The sequence below is a fragment of the Flexivirga aerilata genome, from assembly GCF_013002715.1.
Classification (GTDB): domain Bacteria; phylum Actinomycetota; class Actinomycetes; order Actinomycetales; family Dermatophilaceae; genus Flexivirga; species Flexivirga aerilata.
This window is the reverse complement of sequence record NZ_JABENB010000003.1, coordinates 43,872-59,597: the sequence shown is the minus strand read 5'-3', so window position 1 is coordinate 59,597 and position 15,726 is coordinate 43,872. Positions and strand designations below refer to the sequence as shown.

Genomic DNA, 15,726 nt, shown 5'->3' with positions numbered 1-15,726 from the left:
ACTCGTGCAGCCGATATGCCGCGGCCCCACGATCGCCACCGCGACCGTTGTTGCACTCCTGCTCGCCGCCTGTACAGCCAGCGGCTCGGCCGACACGCCCTCGGCGCACGACCCCTCCCGATCCGAGTCGAACGGTGCATGCACGGACACGACAGTTCGAAAGCTGGTAATCGGGTTCGTGCGGGCATTCAACGCCGGTGACCAACCGACCTTGCAGCGGATCTGGGCGCGGCAGGGAAACGGCTTCGACTGGTACAGCACCGACGGTCCGGGACAACGGATCGGCTCCGTCGCTCAGGACAGGGCCGGACTCGAGCGATATTTCGCTGGCCGCCACGAGGCCGGGGAACGGCTCCGGCTGACTTCGTTCCAGTTCAACGGCAACACCGCCGGCTACGGCAACTTCCAATACACGCTGATTCGCCGAGCCGACGACCTAGCGCCGACCAAATACACGGGCAAGGGCGCCGCGATCTGCACATCGACGAGATCGATGCTGGGCGTCTGGTCGATGGCCAAGACACCGACACCGAGAGCCAAAGCCGAGACCCACGCGGCCGCCGCCCTTTCCTGGCAGCGGCCGCGGTCCAGCCGTCAGGCGGCGGGGTTCGTGTGCGCCTCTCATTGGCCCCGGCCGGCCAGCGGCGCGAACCGCGGCATGATGGCCGTGGTCAGCTACGTGAAGTAGCCCGCCGAGAGCGCAGATGCGCCGGATTGCCGGCGAGCCTGGGTCCTCACCACTTGATAGCGGCCGATCCGATGTCCAGCACGCCGTCGGCCACGATGCCGATCAGCAGGGCCAGGCATCCGGTGGTGACCGCCGCGGCGATCACGCACCGCGCGGGCCAGGCCAGCGCCTCCCGCGGACTACCCGGCACCGACGGGCCGGCGGCCGGTCCGGTGGCTGGGTCGGAGCGGGCGAACGCGGGAGCGATCCAACGCAGGTAGTAGTAGAGGCTCGCGACAGTGTTGACGGCGGCGATGACCACGAGCCATGCCCAGCCGCCGTCCCAGGTGGCGGCGAAGACGGTGAGCTTACCGGTGAACACGCCAGTGGGTGGGGTACCGACCAGGGCCAACAGGCTGACCACGAGGACGCCGGCCAGGGCTGGGCTCTGGCGAGCGAGCCCGCGGTAGTCCGTCAGTGTGGAGGGCCCGGGGCGTGCGGCGATGACGGCGAACGCGCCGAGGTTGGCTGCTGCGTATGCCGCCAGATAAAGGATTAGCGCGGCCAGCGGTGCGGAGCCGGCGACCGGATCGGCGACCACGACGACCATGAGCAGGTAGCCGACCTGGCTGATGGTGGAGTAGGCCAGCAGTCGGGCCGGATCGTCCTGCCGGAAGGCGGCGAGGTTACCCAGGGTCATGCTGGCCGCGGCCAGCAGTGCCAGCAGCAGTCGCCAGTTGATGGCGTCGTCGGGTAGGACGAGCACGAACCGGTACAGGGCGAGCAGCGCCCCGATTTTGGGGACAGTGGTCAGGAAGGCCCCGGCACCGGTGGTGGCACCTTGTACGGCGTCCGGCACCCAGAAGTGCACCGGGACCGCGCCGGCTTTGAAGAGCAGTCCGGCAAACACGGCCACCGCTCCCAGGGCGAGGGCCGCGGGTGGGGCGCCGGGCAGGCGCTGGGCCAGGTCGGCATACGAGGTGGATCCGGCCAGCCCGAACAGCACCGCGATCCCGAGGAACATGACGATGCCCAGCAGTACACCGAACAGGTAGGTCTTCAGCGCCCCTTCGGCGCCAGCGGGGTCACGGGCCCAGCCGGCGAGGGCGTAGAGCGGGATGGACGCCAGCAGATAGGCCACCGCGAGCAACAGCAGGTCGGTGCTGCCGGCCAGCAGGATGGTACCGAGACTGGCCAGCAGCACCAGGACTGCGAACTCGCTCTCCCGGGCGCTGCCGCGCACCCGCCCGGCAGACAGGCCCAACACGAGCAGCGCCGCGGCGGGCACGATGAGCCGGGCGGCGAACGTGGCGGCGTCGATCGCGTAACTGCCGGCATACAGCGTCTGCCCCGAAGCGCCCGCCGTGGCGCCGGCCACCAGCGACCCGGCCAGCGCGACGGCGGCTACCAGCTGCGCGCTCCACTGCCGCTCCTGGCGGACGAACGAGCCGGTCAGCAGCGCGACCACGGCACCGACGAGCAGGATGAGCTCGGGTGCGAACGCGGCCGGGTCCTCGTGGGCGGTCACCGGCCGACCAGCGCGATCAGGTGATCCGCGGCGGGCGTCACAACGCCGAGCAGGGACTGCGGGAAGACGCCGATGAGCACGGACAGGGCCAGCAGCGGCCCGATGGCCCACAGTTCGCGAGCGGACAGGTCCGCGAACGCGACCTGTCCGGTTCGTGGTGTGCCGAGGAAGAGCCGGTGGATAGCCCACAGGAAGAGGCCGGCTGTGAGGACGATGCCCAGCGCGGCGACCGCGGCTGCCGGTGTGGCCGGGCCGAGGCTGCCAGCGAGGATCTGGAACTCGGCGATGAAGCCGCTGAAGCCAGGCAGCCCCAGGCTCGCGAATGCCGCGACGGTCGTCAGTGCGGCGAACCGTGGCGCAGGCCCGGCCAGGGCGCCATACCGGGTCAGGTCGTAGCTGCCACCGCGGTCCAGCAGCACACCGGCCAGCAGGAACAAGGCCGCGGTGATCAGCCCGTGACTGACCATCTGCACCAGGGCACCGGTGACGGCCACCGACCGGGCGTGGGCGTCACCGGCCAGGCCGGCGGCGCCGAGACCGAGCAGGATGTAACCCATGTGGTTGACACTGGTGAACGCGATCAGCCGTTTGAAGTTGTCCTGGGCCAGCGCCACCAGCGCCCCGTAGAGGACCGAGGCCACGCCCACCCCGACGAACACCCAGGCATAGGTGCGCCACTGCTCGGGCAGCAGCGGCATCGCGATCCGCACGAAACCGAAGGTGCCCATTTTCAGCAGGATCCCGGCCAGCACCGCCGACCCAGCCGCCGGCGCGTCGGTGTGCGCCGGCGGTAGCCAGGAGTGGAACGGGACCGTCGGGGTCTTGATCGCCAGGCCGAGTGCGATGGCCGCCAGCACCAACGGCCCGGCCGCACCTGACCCGGTCAACGGCGGGTGCGCGGCGAGCTCGGCGATGTCGAAGGTGTGCGGATCGGAGGCGACATACAGGCCGATGAACCCCAGCAACAGGGCAAGTGAGCCGGTGAAGGTGTAGAGGAAGAACAGCAGCGCCGACCGGCGCCGCGCCGGGCCGTGCCCCCAGCCGGCGATGACGAAGTACATCCCGACGATCGACAGGTCGAAGAACACGAAGAACACGATGAGGTCCAGCGCCGAGAACACCCCCAGACTGGTGGTCTGCAGCGCCAGGAACAACGCCGCGTACGAACGGGGCTGCTGCCGTTCGCGCAGCGAGTAGACCGCCGTCGCGGTGAAAATGACCGCGGTCAGCGCCAGCAGCGGCAGGCTCAACCCGTCGACCCCGACGTGATAGCTGGAGCCGATACCCGGCATCCACGGCACCTGCTCGGCGAACCCGAACTGCCCCGGCCCGTGGCCGTGCAGGTATGCCGCCCACATGCCGACACTGAGCCCGACCGTCACCAGACCGGTCACCAACCAGGCCCACAGGGCGACCCGGTCGGGCACGCGGGCCAGCAGCAGCACCGCGGCGACCGCGGCGGGCAGAAATATCAACAGGGACAACAACGGGTTTACCTCGCCAACCAGACGATGAGGACGGCCACGGCCAAACCGACCGAGGCCTGCGCGTAGTACTGGTGCAGTTGCCCGGTCTGCGGGCGCAGCGCCAGGCCCGCACCCCGGCGGGCCGCAGCCACGACGCCGCGCAGTGCGCCACCGACCCCGACGGCGTCGATCGCCGCGGCGTGGTCGGCCAGCCGACGGCCCGCGTGGCCGGTGCCGGTCACCGCTGCCTCGAGTGCGGCGTCACCCCGGGCCAGCAGGGCGGCCAGGCGCAGGGTCGGGCGCAGCACCCCGGCATGGGCAACCTGCTCCAGGCGCAGCCAGCTGCCGGCCCACCGCGGCGCCGGCAGGCGCTGCGGCCAGCGCAGCGCCACGCCGGTCACGACGACGGCCAGGACCACAGAGACGGCCACTTCCCCGGCGGAGGCGGAGGTCGGCGTCGGCGCGCCCGGGTCCACCTTGGCCCATACGGCCGGGACGACCAGCACCCCGAGGCCGGCCGCACCGACTGCTAGGGGTAGCAACGGGATTCGCTCGATCCAGCCGACCTGCCGGGTGCCGGCCTCCTCGGTGTCGTAGCCGGTCGGGTGGTCCGGCAGGCGGCGCCAGATCAGCGCGAGGGCCTTGCCGGCATACGCGCTGGAGGCCACCGCGGCCGCGAGCCCGACCGCGTACAGCGCACCCGACTGCTCGCGGGCGGCCGCGAGGACGGACTCCTTGGTGGCCCACAGAGTCAGCGGCGGCACCCCGGCCAGAGCCAGTGCCGCGACGGTGAAGGGCACGCCGACCCACGGGTAGGCCCGCCCGGCGCCGCGCAGCGCCGGCAGGGACTTGGTGCCCAGAGCGGCCAGCCAGGCCCCGGCGGCCAGGAACAGCAGCGCCTTGGTGGACGCGTGGCCGACCAGGTGTGCCAGGCCGGCGCCGACCGCACCCGGCCCGGTGGTGCCCGCCGCGAGCACCACGAAGCCGAGCTGGGCGCTGGTGGACGCCGCGAGCAGCTGTTTCAGGTCGTCCTGGGCGATGGCGACCGCACCCAGCAGTAGGGCGGTCAGCGCCCCGACCCAGGCCGCGGTGGTCGCCGCCCACCCGGCGGCGAGCAGCAGCGGGTGCAGACGCAGCAGCAGGTAGCCGCCCATGGCCACCATGGCGGCCGAGTGCAGCAGCGCCGAGACCGGGCTCGGCCCGTCCATCGCCCGGGACAACCAGAACGAGAACGGCAACTGGGCAGCCTTACCGAACGCCGCTGCCAGCATTCCCGCGGCCGCGATGTGCAGCCACGGGGACGGCAACAACGCCAGGCGATCCAGCGAGAGACCCGGCGTGCCGCCGGAGGCCACGGCCAGGGCGGCTCCGGCGGCGAGGTAGAGCCCGACGTCACCGGCTCTGGTGACCACGAATGCGGTGGTACCTGAGGCGACCGCGGTATCGCGTCGCCAGTCGAATGCGATCAGCGCGTAGCTGGTGGCGCCCATCACCTCCCAGGCCATGAGCAGCCCGAGCAGCGTGGTGGCGGTGGCGGTGACCAGCACGGCGGCGACGAAGACCAGCATGAGCCCGACGAAGCGGGCCCGGTGGTGCCGGATCGCGCCGGCCGAGAAGACCAGCACCAGCAGGCTGACTGCGGCCACGGTGACGACGACGACGGCGGACAGCCCGTCAACCGCCAAGGTGAATGGGTCACCGGCCAGGAAGGGGGCGGACGTGGTCGGCCGAACGGACGCGGCGGCAGCACTCAGAGCGAGTACTCCGGTCGCAACCGAAATCCCGACCGTGGGTGTCGCCCGCTCGACCGCCCGGCGCACCGGCGACGGGCCGAGCGGCGCGGCCAGCAGGCCTACCCCCGCCAGGGCGGGCAGCAGGACCAGCGCCCACAGCAGCGCGCTCACCGTTTCAGCTCCGCAGCCATGTCGGTCATGTCCACGTCGCTGGCCCGGAACAGCAGGGTGGCCACGGCGAAACCCATGGCCATCTCGACCGTCATCGCCGAGATGACGACCAGCAGCAGCACCTGCCCGTCCGGCGCCGCCGGTGCGAGGAAGTACCAGAACGCGGCGGCTGCGACGATGACGGCATTGACCATCAACTCCAGCCCCATCATCACCATGACAACCGACTGCTGGCTGAGCGCGCCGAACACGCCGATGGCGAACAAGGCGGCCGCCAGCAGCAGGAACAGTTGAAGCGTCACCTGTCTGTCTCCCCGCTGTCGTGGGCGGGTTGGTCGTACCGGCCGTGTGGGACAGCAAGCACGAGCGCGGACACGATGGTGGCGAACAGCAGCGCCGAGATGCCGACCATGACCGGCATCTGGGGACCCATGATCGCTTCGCCGATAGCCCGGGTGGGATCGGCCGGGACGGTTCCCCGCCGCGCCGGCCACGGCACTAGCACCGCGGCGGCGCCCAGCAGCAGGAACGTGCCGGCCGCAATGGTCAGCGCCCCGCGCGTGTTGTGCAGCATCGACATGGGCATCAACCCGGCCGGGTTCATCATGAACATGACCATGAAGACGACCATGATCGCCATCTCCATCACCATCATCAAAATGGTGACCACGCCCAAGTAGTCGAGGGTGAGCAGGATCAGCTCCCCACCGACGGCCACGAACGATGCGGCCAGCGCGAAGGTCGCCCTCGCCATGGAATCGACCACGAAGACCGCGACGCCGGAGGCGATCGCAATTACGGCCAGCACGATGAACACCGCGAGTGTCACGATCCACCTCCAGCCGCCGCCAGCACCGACACAACAAGTAGCTGCGCGAGTACCAGCGGCAACACCACCAGCCACGCCAGGCGCATCAACCGGTCCGGGCGCCATACCGGCATTCGGTGGCGCATCGCCAGCAACACGGCGAGCACCGCGGCGCTCTTGAGCAACGTCCACAACCAGGGCGGCAGCAGTGGGCCTGCCCCGCCGCCCAGGAACAGCGCCACGGTCATCGCCGATCCGACGACCAGCAGGGCGTATTGGCCCCACCGCAGCAGCAGCCGGGCCGGCCCGGACTGCTCGACCAGCAGTCCACCGGCGATGTCCTGGCCGACCGGGTGCGCAAAGGGCCCCCACGCGGCAAAGGCGGCCACCGCTGCGGCGAACACCACCGCGGCCAACGGCATCTGCACGATGAACCAGCGGCCCTGCTGGGCCGCCACGATCTGCGGCACCGACAGGCTGCTGGCGGCGACCGCAGGCGCGGTCAGGGCGAACATCAGCGGCAACTCGTACGCCAGCGCCTGGGCAAGAAACCGGTAGCCACCAATCAGCGAATACACGCTGTTCGGGCCCCACCCGGCCAGCCACCATCCCGCCCACAGCAGCACGTCCATGGCGTTGAACCACACCAATCCGACACCCAGGTCGCTCACCACGGCGAAGCCGAGTGGGACGACCTGTGCCATCAGCACCGCGACCAGCAACGGGGTGACGACCCCCACGGCCCACAGCAATCGGTCCGGAGCCGTCGTCGACCGCCGCTGAACCAGCAGCGACCGCGATGCCTCATACACCGGGCGCAGCAGCCGCGCCCTCAGCGGCAGCTCGCCTCGTGGGTCGAGCACCGCGTCCAGCGACCCTGCCAGCACCGCCGCGCACAGCACTAGCGGCACCGCGACCAGCACCGACCAGGCCGGCGCCTGCTGGACGAGGCTTGTCATGCGACGTGCCCGTCGTGCTGGTGGTTGGTGCCCCCGGGCATGCCGTGGGGGCCCTCGTCATGATGGCCGTTTTCGCCGTGACCTGAATGCGGATCCCGGTCGCCGGCGACCCCGGTGGAGTGCAGGTCGTCGGGGTCGGGATCCAGGCTCGCCACGACCAGCCGTGCGTCACCCAGGTCCAGCCCGGGCATCAAGTGCGCGGCGGCCGCGACCAGGGCGTCCGAGCCGCGGCCAGGCCTCCCGCGTGGGCCCTCGGCCGGTGCCACCGGGCCGCTGCTGAGGGCCAGGTCGGCCTCCACCAGCCAGGTCTGCAGCCTTGCCCACACGTCGCCACCGCGCTCGGCCGCTCGCGCGGCCGGACCCGACAGGCCGAGTCGGCTGACGTCACCATGGCCAAGACGACCCAGCCCGGCCAGTGATCGGCGCAGACCCCACGAGCGCTCCACCCGGCGGCGCAGGCGGCGTAACTCCTCTCGCGCCTCGCCCACCGGCTCGCCAGTTTCGGTGAGCAGCACGTCGCGCTGCCCGCGGGCCCGATCGGCCGCGCCGGACCACCCGGCGACCTCCAGCAGACGGCCCACAGAGTCCAGATGCGCCGCCGCCCGGCGGCGCCCGGCCGCCACCCCGGTGCCGTCGGCCCAGAATCGCATCGCGTCTCCGGCCCCGGCCAGCACCCGTACCTCCGCGCCCTGCACCACGTCCCCCTGCAGTTCGACGTCGATGACGAGACCGGACGGCCACGCCGGCAGCACGGGGCCCAGCGCGACATGCAGTACATCCAATTTCAGCCCGTCCCGGTCCGGTGCCCGGTCGGCCATCATCAGCCCCCCGGGCATCTGCATGCCGCCGTGGTCATGCCCCCCGTGCTCGTGACCGCCCTGCTCAGCATCCGTGTGCCCACCGTGACCATGCCCACCATCACCGCCGTGCTCGTGTCCCATCTCGGCTTCCTGTTGGTGGACGTGCTCGCCCATGGGTTCGACCTGCTCAGTCGACTCGGCACCCGCGTCGGGTGTGCTCGCCAGCCGATGTATCCCGGCCGACAGCAACGCTGCCGCACGCGCGGAATCGAGCACGTCGACGCGAACTTTCGGGGCCGGGATCTGACTCCACAGCACCCCAACCGCGTCGGCCAGCTCACCGTCAGGCGAGCCAGCCACGACCAGCACGTCCGCGTCAGCAGGCTCACCGGTGAGCACACCGCCGAGCGCGCGGGCCTGTGCCTCGACCGCCAGCCGCGCGGCAGTTCCGCCGGGCGCTGTCACCAGCAGTACATGTGGCCGGCGCGCAGCCCACCCCGCGAGTAGTCGCTGGGCCGAGGTCCTCAAACCCATCGCAGAGCACCCTCCCGCCACGCGTAGACGACCCCCGCCATCAGCAACCCGAGGAAGACGAACATCTCGACCACCGCGCCCGCGCCCATCTCTGCGACCACCAGCGCCCAGGCGTACATGAAAAGCATCTCCACATCGAAAGCCAGGAAGAGCAACGTCAGGGTGTACCAGCGCACGTGGTAGCGAGACAACGCATGCTCCGTCGGCCGGGCACCAGACAGGTAGGGCGCCACCGGTTCACTGGTCGTGCCCACCGTGAGCAGGCGGTGGGCGACCAGGACCACGACCGCGGCGAGCAGCACGAGCCCCAACGCGGCCAGGATGCTGACGAAGTCGCCCATCACCTGCTCCCTTCGTGTCCACTGATCGTCCCAGTCACAGCAACAGCTCGCGGTTCTCGCGGCCGCCGAACTCTTCGGCGGGTCGAAAGTGAGCTGCGACCCAAGGCTCTCGGTCACCAACCCGATTGCGACGCCGACGTCACATTGCGTCGGTGAGAGCGTAACTCGTTTATACCTTAGGGGGGTAATGTATGATCAGCATTCAGGAATACCCCAAGGGGGTATGATGTTGAGACTGTTATCCCACCTCCGAAGGGGCCGACGATGACCAAGACCGATACGACCGCCGACGCCCCACCACAGGCCGGCACCTCCCAGCACAGCTATATCGCGAACCAGACCAAAGACACCTATCTGAAGCGGCTGCGACGCATCGAAGGGCAGGCCCGCGGCCTGCAGCGGATGGTCGAGGAAGAGCAGTACTGCATCGACATCCTCACCCAGGTCTCTGCCATGACCAAGGCCCTGCAGGGGCTGGCGCTCGGGCTGCTGGATGAGCACATGGCGCACTGCGTCGTCAACGCGGCACGCCAGGGCGGTCCGGAGGCGGACGAGAAACTCAAGGAAGCCTCCGACGCCATCTCCCGACTGGTCCGCAGCTGAACCGAAACACGCCACATCCCACAGGCGACACCCGGACCACCTTCGCGAGCGGTCCAGCTACCCAACCTGAAGACGTACCACCAAGAAATTCAACGAGAGGAACACCCATCACCATGTGCACTTCCTGCAACTGCGGCACCGAGGCAACCGACACCACCGACACCGCCCAACCGGTCGCGATCGGTACGGCGCCTGCGTCCTACACCGTCACGGGTATGACGTGCGGTCACTGCGTGGCATCGGTGACCGAAGAGGTCACCGCGATCGAGGGCGTCCGCGACGTGGTGGTCGACCTGTCCACCGGCAAGCTGACCTTCGAATCCGACAAGCCCGTCCCCCACGACACGGTCGAAGCTGCCGTCCGCGAGGCCGGTTACGCCCTCGCCTGAGCTCCGCCCGGCCAGGCGGAGCTATCCGCACACGGCGGGCCCAGACACCCAACGCAATCGAGGACAAAGGAGGAGCCGATGAGCACAACCACTGACTCGCCGGCAACCACCGCTACTGAAGCGACGGTCCCTGACCAAATCTCCCAAGCTACCGATGTCGAGCTGCTCCTGACCGGGATGACCTGTGCCTCGTGTGCCAACCGCATCGAGCGCAAGCTCAACAAGCTCGACGGCGTGACCGCCACGGTCAACTACGCCACCGAGAAGGCCAAGGTCACGTATGGCGACGGCCTCACCACCGACGACCTGGTCGCCACCGTCGAGTCCGCGGGGTATGGCGCCAGGCTCCCCGCACCACCGAAGTCCGACGCCCAGGACGACGATGCGAACACCGATGGTTCCGAGGCGAATTCGGCGTTGCGCGACCTGCGCGACCGGCTGATCGTCTCCGCCATACTCTCGATCCCGGTGGTCGCGATGGCGATGATCCCGGCGCTGCAGTTCGACAACTGGCAGTGGCTCTCGCTGACGCTGGCCGCGCCCGTGGTGGTCTGGGGCGCGCTGCCCTTCCACCGGGCGACCTGGACCAACCTCAAGCACGGTGCCGCCACGATGGACACGCTGGTGTCGATGGGCACGCTCGCCGCCTTCGCGTGGTCGGTCTACGCGCTCTTCTGGGGCGACGCGGGTATGCCGGGCATGCGCCACCCCTTCGAGCTGACCATCGAGCGCAGCGACGGCACCTCGAACATCTACTTCGAAGCTGCCGCGGGCGTCATCACCTTCATCCTGCTCGGCCGCTACCTGGAGCACCGGTCCAAACGCAACGCCGGCGCGGCACTGCGGGCGTTACTCAACCTGGGCGCTCGTGATGTCGCCGTACTTCGCGATGGTGTCGAGCAGCGAATCCCGGTGTCACAGTTGGCCGTCGGCGATCGATTTGTCGTCCGGCCGGGTGAGAAGATCGCCACCGACGGGATCGTGGAGGAAGGTCGCTCGGCGGTGGACGCCTCCATGCTGACCGGAGAATCGCTCCCGGTCGAGGTTGCGGCCGGCGACGCGGTCGTCGGGGCAACCGTCAACACGTCCGGCCGGCTCGTGGTCGCCGCGACGCGGGTTGGATCCGACACCCAGCTGGCGCAGATGGCCCGGCTGGTCGAGGACGCCCAGACCGGCAAGGCCGCCGTCCAGCGGCTCGCCGACCGCATCTCGGGCATCTTCGTGCCCGTCGTGATCGCCATCGCCGTCGGCACGTTCGCAGCATGGCTGATCACGGGTGCCGGTGCCGCCGGCGCACTGACCGCGGCAGTTGCGGTGCTGATCGTCGCCTGCCCGTGCGCCCTCGGCCTGGCCACCCCGACCGCGCTGATGGTCGGCACCGGCCGAGGCGCCCAGCTCGGCATACTCATCAAAGGCCCGGAGGTGCTGGAGCAGACCCGCACCGTCGACACCATCGTGCTGGACAAGACCGGCACCGTCACAACCGGTGAGATGACCCTCGCTGACACGCACGTAGCCGCCGGTGAGGACCCGGCATTCGTATTGCGTATGGCGGGCGCACTGGAGGACGCCTCCGAGCACCCGATCGCGCGCGCCATCGCCGACGCGGCACGCGAAGCCGGGGCACTCGGCCAGGTCGAGGACTTCGCCAACATCGAAGGCCTCGGCGTGCAGGGCATCGTCGACGGCCACGCGGTGCTGGTCGGTCGCCCGCAGCTGCTGGACCAGTGGTCGCAGTATCTCGATGAGAGGTTGCAAGCCGCGTTCGACGAAGCGACCGGCCGTGGGCAGACCGCGGTGGCGGTCGGTTGGGACGGGCAGGCTCGTGCGGTGCTGGTTGTGGCCGACCGGGTGAAGGACACTTCCGCGGAGGCGATCCGCCGGATGCGCGATCTCGGGCTGCGGCCGATCCTGCTGACCGGCGACAACGAACGCGTCGCGCACACTGTCGCAGGCCAGGTCGGCATCGACGCGGCGGACGTCTACGCAGAGGTGCTGCCGGCCGACAAGGTCGACGTGGTCACGCGACTGCAGGCAGACGGACGCGTTGTCGCGATGGTCGGCGACGGAGTCAACGACGCCGCGGCACTCGCGCAGGCCGACCTCGGCCTGGCGATGGGCACCGGCACCGACGTCGCCATCGAGGCCAGCGACATCACCCTCGTACGCGGTGACCTGCGGGTGGCCGGTGACGCCATACGCCTGTCCCGGCGCACCCTCGGCGTCATCAAGAGCAACCTCTTCTGGGCATTCGGCTACAACGTGATCGCGATCCCGATCGCCGCAGTCGGGCTACTCAACCCCATGCTCGCCGGAGCCGCCATGGCGTTCTCCTCCGTCTCCGTGGTCTCAAACAGCCTCCGGCTCAAAGGGTTCCGGTCGTCGTTATGAGAATCACACGTTCGCCTGCTGGCCTTTCGCACCGCCAGACTGCGGCGCGAGGGGCCAGCGCCGTGGCTTGGTGGGCAGCGGCCTGTCTCGCGCGCTGCGCCATCCGCACCCTCACGGACCGCCGTCAAGACTGACGACCCAACTTCGCCGATGCGCACCATCGTCGCAAAGCGAGGGCGCGCAGTTCGCCGTCCCGCTCGCACCGGTAGCAGTCCGGTTCGATTCCAATCGCACTCCCCGCCATACCAATCAACGCGGCTCGGGGTGTCCTCACCACAAAGACGCGGCCACGGCCACTCGAAGGAGTGACCGTGGCCGCGTGGGTGGACCGGAGTCGCGCCGGTGCGTCAGCGCAACGTGCCGTAGTTCGTGGGCGTCGTCCACATGTTTTCCTTCTTGACCACGGTGCCGGGGTGGTCGGCGGAGATCATCAGGTTGCCACCGGCGTAGATGGCCGAGTGGGTCGCCGGTGAGCCGAAGAAGACCAGGTCACCCGGTTGCGGGCTGGTGGTTCTCTTCATGTACGCCTGCTGCTGGCTGGCCGTCCGGGGGATGTAGAGGCCGGCCTGCTTGTAGACGTATGACGTGAGCCCTGAGCAGTCGAAGCCCTGCGACGGCGTGGAGCCGCCCCAGACGTACGGAATACCCAGGTACTTCTGGGCGATCGAAACGACTGCTGAGAGGCCTTCACCGGTCGACGGCGGGGGTGGCGGAGTCGGCGTCGGGTCGGTGCCGCATGGGAAGCCGCCCAGCGCGTTCCACGTCATCGGACCGATGATGCCGTCCGCGACGAGGCCCTTGCTGCGCTGGAACGACTTCACCCGCGACAGCGTGCCGGCGCCGAAGATGCCGTCGACCGCGATCCCGCCCAACTTGCCCTGGGCGCTGGAGACGTACGAGCCGGTGGCGCCATACCGAAGCACGGAGACCTTGCACGACGGTGGCGGTGTGGGTGGCGTCGGCATCGGCGTTGGCGTGGAGCCCGGGAAGCCACCGAGGGCCGTCCAGGTCAACGGTCCGACGATGCCGTCAGCAACGAGGCGATGCGCGCTTTGGAAGGTTTTGACCTTCGCCAGCGTGCGTGTCCCGAAGATGCCGTCGACCGCCAGTCCGCCCAGCCGTTGCTGCACAGTTTTGACATAGCTGCCTGTTGATCCGTAGCGCACGGTAACCACGGTGGTCGGCGCGGCGGTGCGCACACCGCTCGTCGATGCGCTGCTGCGCTGCCCTGACGCACCGCTCGTGCCGCTGCCGGGATCGGCATACGACGGAGCGGCCTGCACGAGGCTGGCAGCGGTGGCCGGGACGCTGAGCAGCGTTCCAGTCACCACCAACCCCTTGCGGGAGGTGATCGCCGGGGCGACCTTGGCTGACAGGCCAGGCCGTGGTTTGCGATGTCTCGGAGTAGTGATCGTGGTCATGTGACCCTCTCGGTGCTCATTCAGTCCAGAAACGCGCAAAGGGGATGTCACGCGTGCCGTGGCATCCCCCGATGTCGCCTTACTCCTTCCCCGAAGCAGGCGCTGCACGAGCACTGACTATGCCGGTGCCACTACGTCTGTGAAAGACGCGATTCCTGGGTACGGATGGGCCCAGGTGGCGGTTGTGACTGGTGTGATTCAAGTGAATTGGCGGGGGCTGGCGGAGCGGAAGTGGCCCAGTGTTGCAATTTCAACGAAAGGGGCGGTCGTGACCGGCTTGTAACATCCACGACGCGAAAATTGTTCGAACAACACGCCGAACTCGAACACGTCTCAGTAAATCTCAGCATATGAGATGGCTGTACATGCAAAGTCGCGGTGCCGATTGCCGCGCGCGTTACGGCGGCGAGAAGCCCCGCCGACCTCCGGGGCCGATGGGGCTTCTCGTCCTTGTGTGGCGCCTAGGCGCCGAGCTCAGATGCGGGCGAAGTAGTGGCTGCCCCACAGGTTCTGCACGCTGACCACGGTGCCGGGGGTACGGGCGGCGATCATCTTGCCGTTCCCGAGGTAGATCCCGTTGTGGTACGCCGGCGAGCCCCAGAAGATGAGGTCGCCGGGGCGCGGGTTGGACACGCGCGTCGCGGCGGCCGCCTGCGCCGACGCGGTCCGCGGGATGCTCTTGCCCGCCTGGCGATAGACGTACTGGGTGAAGCCCGAGCAGTCGAAACCGGCCGGGGTGGTACCGCCCCAACGGTACGGCGTGCCGCGCAGGCCCATCGCGATCGACACGATCGAGGAGTTGGACTTCGGTGCCGGCTTCGGTTTGGTCGTCGGCGCACCGCCGTAGCCGCCCAGAGCAGTCCAGGTGTGGCGGCCGACGATGCCGTCGACGACAAGCCGGTGCGAGCGCTGGAACGACTTGACCTTGGCCTTCGTGCGCGGGCCGAAGATGCCGTCGACCGCGAGGCCGCCGACCTTGCGCTGGACGGTCTTCACAGCGGCGCCGCGGGAGCCGTACTGCACAGTCGGACCGACGCGGACGGAAGTGGCGAGGTGACCCGCTGCGGCTTGGACGTGACCGGCGGCCTGCACGTGACCTGCCTGCGCCAGACCGGCGCTCGGAGCGGCAGAGGCGCTCTCCATGCCGGCCAGCGGTACGACGACGGCGCCCGCGGCGACGACGGCCACGCTGCGGCGACCGACCTTGTTCAGAACTTTCGGCTCACGCTTGAGGTGGCGCGGGGAGTACGAACCCATGAGGCAAAGGACCTTCCGGTGGACTGCAATAGATGACGATGCGGGCTCGGGCGCCGTTGCCCTGGGGCCGAGTGCCCCACCCAGTTCACGCAGCCGACTCCCCGAAGCGCCAGCGGCACGGTCACCGACTATGGCGCATGCGACGCCGTTTCCCAAGCTGTTCCCAGGTATCCGTGCATAGGCCGTCGGCAGCCCCCGGCGGCTCTCGCGATCAACGCTTACCGCGAGGCCGTGACCATTCCGTAATAATTCCGCGGCGTTCCGCCGGTTGGCGAAGATCCGCACCAACAACGCGGAAATCGAAAGAGCCCGCACAACCCGGCCGGATATGAGACACCACCTGTCTCATATTTCAAGACGGCGTGCACGCGCAGCGCTCCACGCGCGGACCGCGTCCGCACCTACATGGAGGGGCCTCACCCGTTCCCGACCGCCGGTCCCGGACACGACGTGCCCTGCCGTGTGCCAAGTGCACCTGTATCGGACTGCCCCAACCAGCAGCCTGCCAAACCCCTTGCCGCGTCAGGCACTCGACGAGGCCGGCCTGGCCTCGGTGCCGTTCGACCTCCGCGTGGTCTCCAACCAAGGCGACGCCGACCGGTACGGATTCACCGGCTCCCCCACCATCCAGATCAACGGTATCGACCCGTTCGCCGAG

Annotated in this window: 15 protein-coding genes; 5 read left to right on the top strand and 10 right to left on the bottom strand. The window is 69.3% G+C overall.

Translation table 11 applies throughout. The annotated features are described in order from the left end of the window. Positions 1–4: 4 nt before the first annotated feature. Positions 5–688 carry a Cif family virulence factor gene (locus HJ588_RS15780; RefSeq protein WP_171157438.1) on the top strand — a complete coding sequence of 228 codons (684 nt, stop codon included), beginning with the start codon at positions 5–7 and terminating at the stop codon, positions 686–688. A gap of 46 nt (positions 689–734) precedes the next feature. Here the strand turns inward: HJ588_RS15780 and HJ588_RS15775 are convergent, their stop codons facing one another. Genes HJ588_RS15775 through HJ588_RS19060 form a run of 7 tightly spaced genes read right to left on the bottom strand, consistent with a single transcriptional unit; the run spans position 735 to position 8,174 of the window. Next, on the bottom strand, positions 735–2,195 hold the full coding sequence (locus HJ588_RS15775) for a proton-conducting transporter transmembrane domain-containing protein (RefSeq protein WP_171157436.1): 1,461 nt from the start codon (positions 2,193–2,195) through the stop codon (positions 735–737). Beyond that, positions 2,192–3,682: a complex I subunit 4 family protein gene (locus HJ588_RS15770; RefSeq protein ID WP_171157434.1), complete on the bottom strand. Its 1,491-nt coding sequence runs from the start codon at positions 3,680–3,682 to the stop codon at positions 2,192–2,194. The genes HJ588_RS15775 and HJ588_RS15770 overlap by 4 nt, the downstream gene beginning before the upstream one ends. 5 nt (positions 3,683–3,687) lie before the next feature. Further along, positions 3,688–5,565, bottom strand: a complete 1,878-nt coding sequence (locus tag HJ588_RS15765) for a proton-conducting transporter transmembrane domain-containing protein (RefSeq protein ID WP_171157427.1) — start codon at positions 5,563–5,565, stop codon at positions 3,688–3,690. Beyond that, positions 5,562–5,867: an NADH-quinone oxidoreductase subunit K gene (locus HJ588_RS15760; RefSeq protein ID WP_171157424.1), complete on the bottom strand. Its 306-nt coding sequence runs from the start codon at positions 5,865–5,867 to the stop codon at positions 5,562–5,564. Before HJ588_RS15760 ends, HJ588_RS15765 begins: the two co-directional genes overlap by 4 nt. Beyond that, the gene (locus tag HJ588_RS15755) at positions 5,864–6,394 is read right to left on the bottom strand and encodes an NADH-quinone oxidoreductase subunit J (RefSeq protein WP_343036757.1); all 531 of its coding nucleotides are present in this window, start codon (positions 6,392–6,394) and stop codon (positions 5,864–5,866) included. The genes HJ588_RS15760 and HJ588_RS15755 overlap by 4 nt, the downstream gene beginning before the upstream one ends. Next, complete coding sequence (locus HJ588_RS15750; protein ID WP_171157422.1) at positions 6,391–7,332, bottom strand: complex I subunit 1 family protein; 942 nt, start codon at positions 7,330–7,332, stop codon at positions 6,391–6,393. The genes HJ588_RS15755 and HJ588_RS15750 overlap by 4 nt, the downstream gene beginning before the upstream one ends. Further along, a complete protein-coding gene (locus HJ588_RS19060; protein WP_212756097.1) occupies positions 7,329–8,174 on the bottom strand; it encodes a hypothetical protein in 846 nt (281 codons plus the stop codon). The genes HJ588_RS15750 and HJ588_RS19060 overlap by 4 nt, the downstream gene beginning before the upstream one ends. A 21-nt stretch (positions 8,175–8,195) precedes the next feature. Here HJ588_RS19060 and HJ588_RS19055 point away from each other — a divergent pair, with 21 nt between their 5' ends. Beyond that, complete coding sequence (locus HJ588_RS19055) at positions 8,196–8,639, top strand: hypothetical protein (RefSeq protein WP_212756096.1); 444 nt, start codon at positions 8,196–8,198, stop codon at positions 8,637–8,639. A 17-nt stretch (positions 8,640–8,656) separates the two neighbouring features. Here HJ588_RS19055 and HJ588_RS15740 read toward each other — a convergent pair whose 3' ends face one another. Beyond that, complete coding sequence (locus HJ588_RS15740; protein ID WP_171157420.1) at positions 8,657–9,007, bottom strand: NADH-quinone oxidoreductase subunit A; 351 nt, start codon at positions 9,005–9,007, stop codon at positions 8,657–8,659. Positions 9,008–9,271: 264 nt separating this feature from the next. Between HJ588_RS15740 and HJ588_RS15735 the strand changes: the two genes are divergently transcribed. From HJ588_RS15735 to HJ588_RS15725, 3 genes are all read left to right on the top strand, one after another. Next, positions 9,272–9,610, top strand: coding sequence for a metal-sensitive transcriptional regulator (locus HJ588_RS15735; RefSeq protein ID WP_171157418.1), 339 nt, complete (start codon positions 9,272–9,274; stop codon positions 9,608–9,610). Positions 9,611–9,723: 113 nt separating this feature from the next. Next, a complete protein-coding gene (locus HJ588_RS15730) occupies positions 9,724–9,999 on the top strand; it encodes a heavy-metal-associated domain-containing protein (RefSeq protein WP_171157417.1) in 276 nt (91 codons plus the stop codon). Positions 10,000–10,077: 78 nt separating this feature from the next. Then, positions 10,078–12,390, top strand: coding sequence for a heavy metal translocating P-type ATPase (locus HJ588_RS15725; RefSeq protein ID WP_171157415.1), 2,313 nt, complete (start codon positions 10,078–10,080; stop codon positions 12,388–12,390). A gap of 347 nt (positions 12,391–12,737) precedes the next feature. On the opposite strand, the gene HJ588_RS15720 is transcribed toward HJ588_RS15725, so the two are convergent. Together HJ588_RS15720 and HJ588_RS15715 are read right to left on the bottom strand one after the other, a co-directional pair. Beyond that, positions 12,738–13,811, bottom strand: coding sequence for a C40 family peptidase (locus HJ588_RS15720; RefSeq protein WP_171157412.1), 1,074 nt, complete (start codon positions 13,809–13,811; stop codon positions 12,738–12,740). 474 nt (positions 13,812–14,285) lie between these two features. Next, positions 14,286–15,068 (bottom strand): C40 family peptidase, encoded by a 783-nt coding sequence (locus tag HJ588_RS15715; protein ID WP_171157410.1) that lies wholly within the window; start codon positions 15,066–15,068, stop codon positions 14,286–14,288. Positions 15,069–15,726 lie beyond the last annotated feature (658 nt).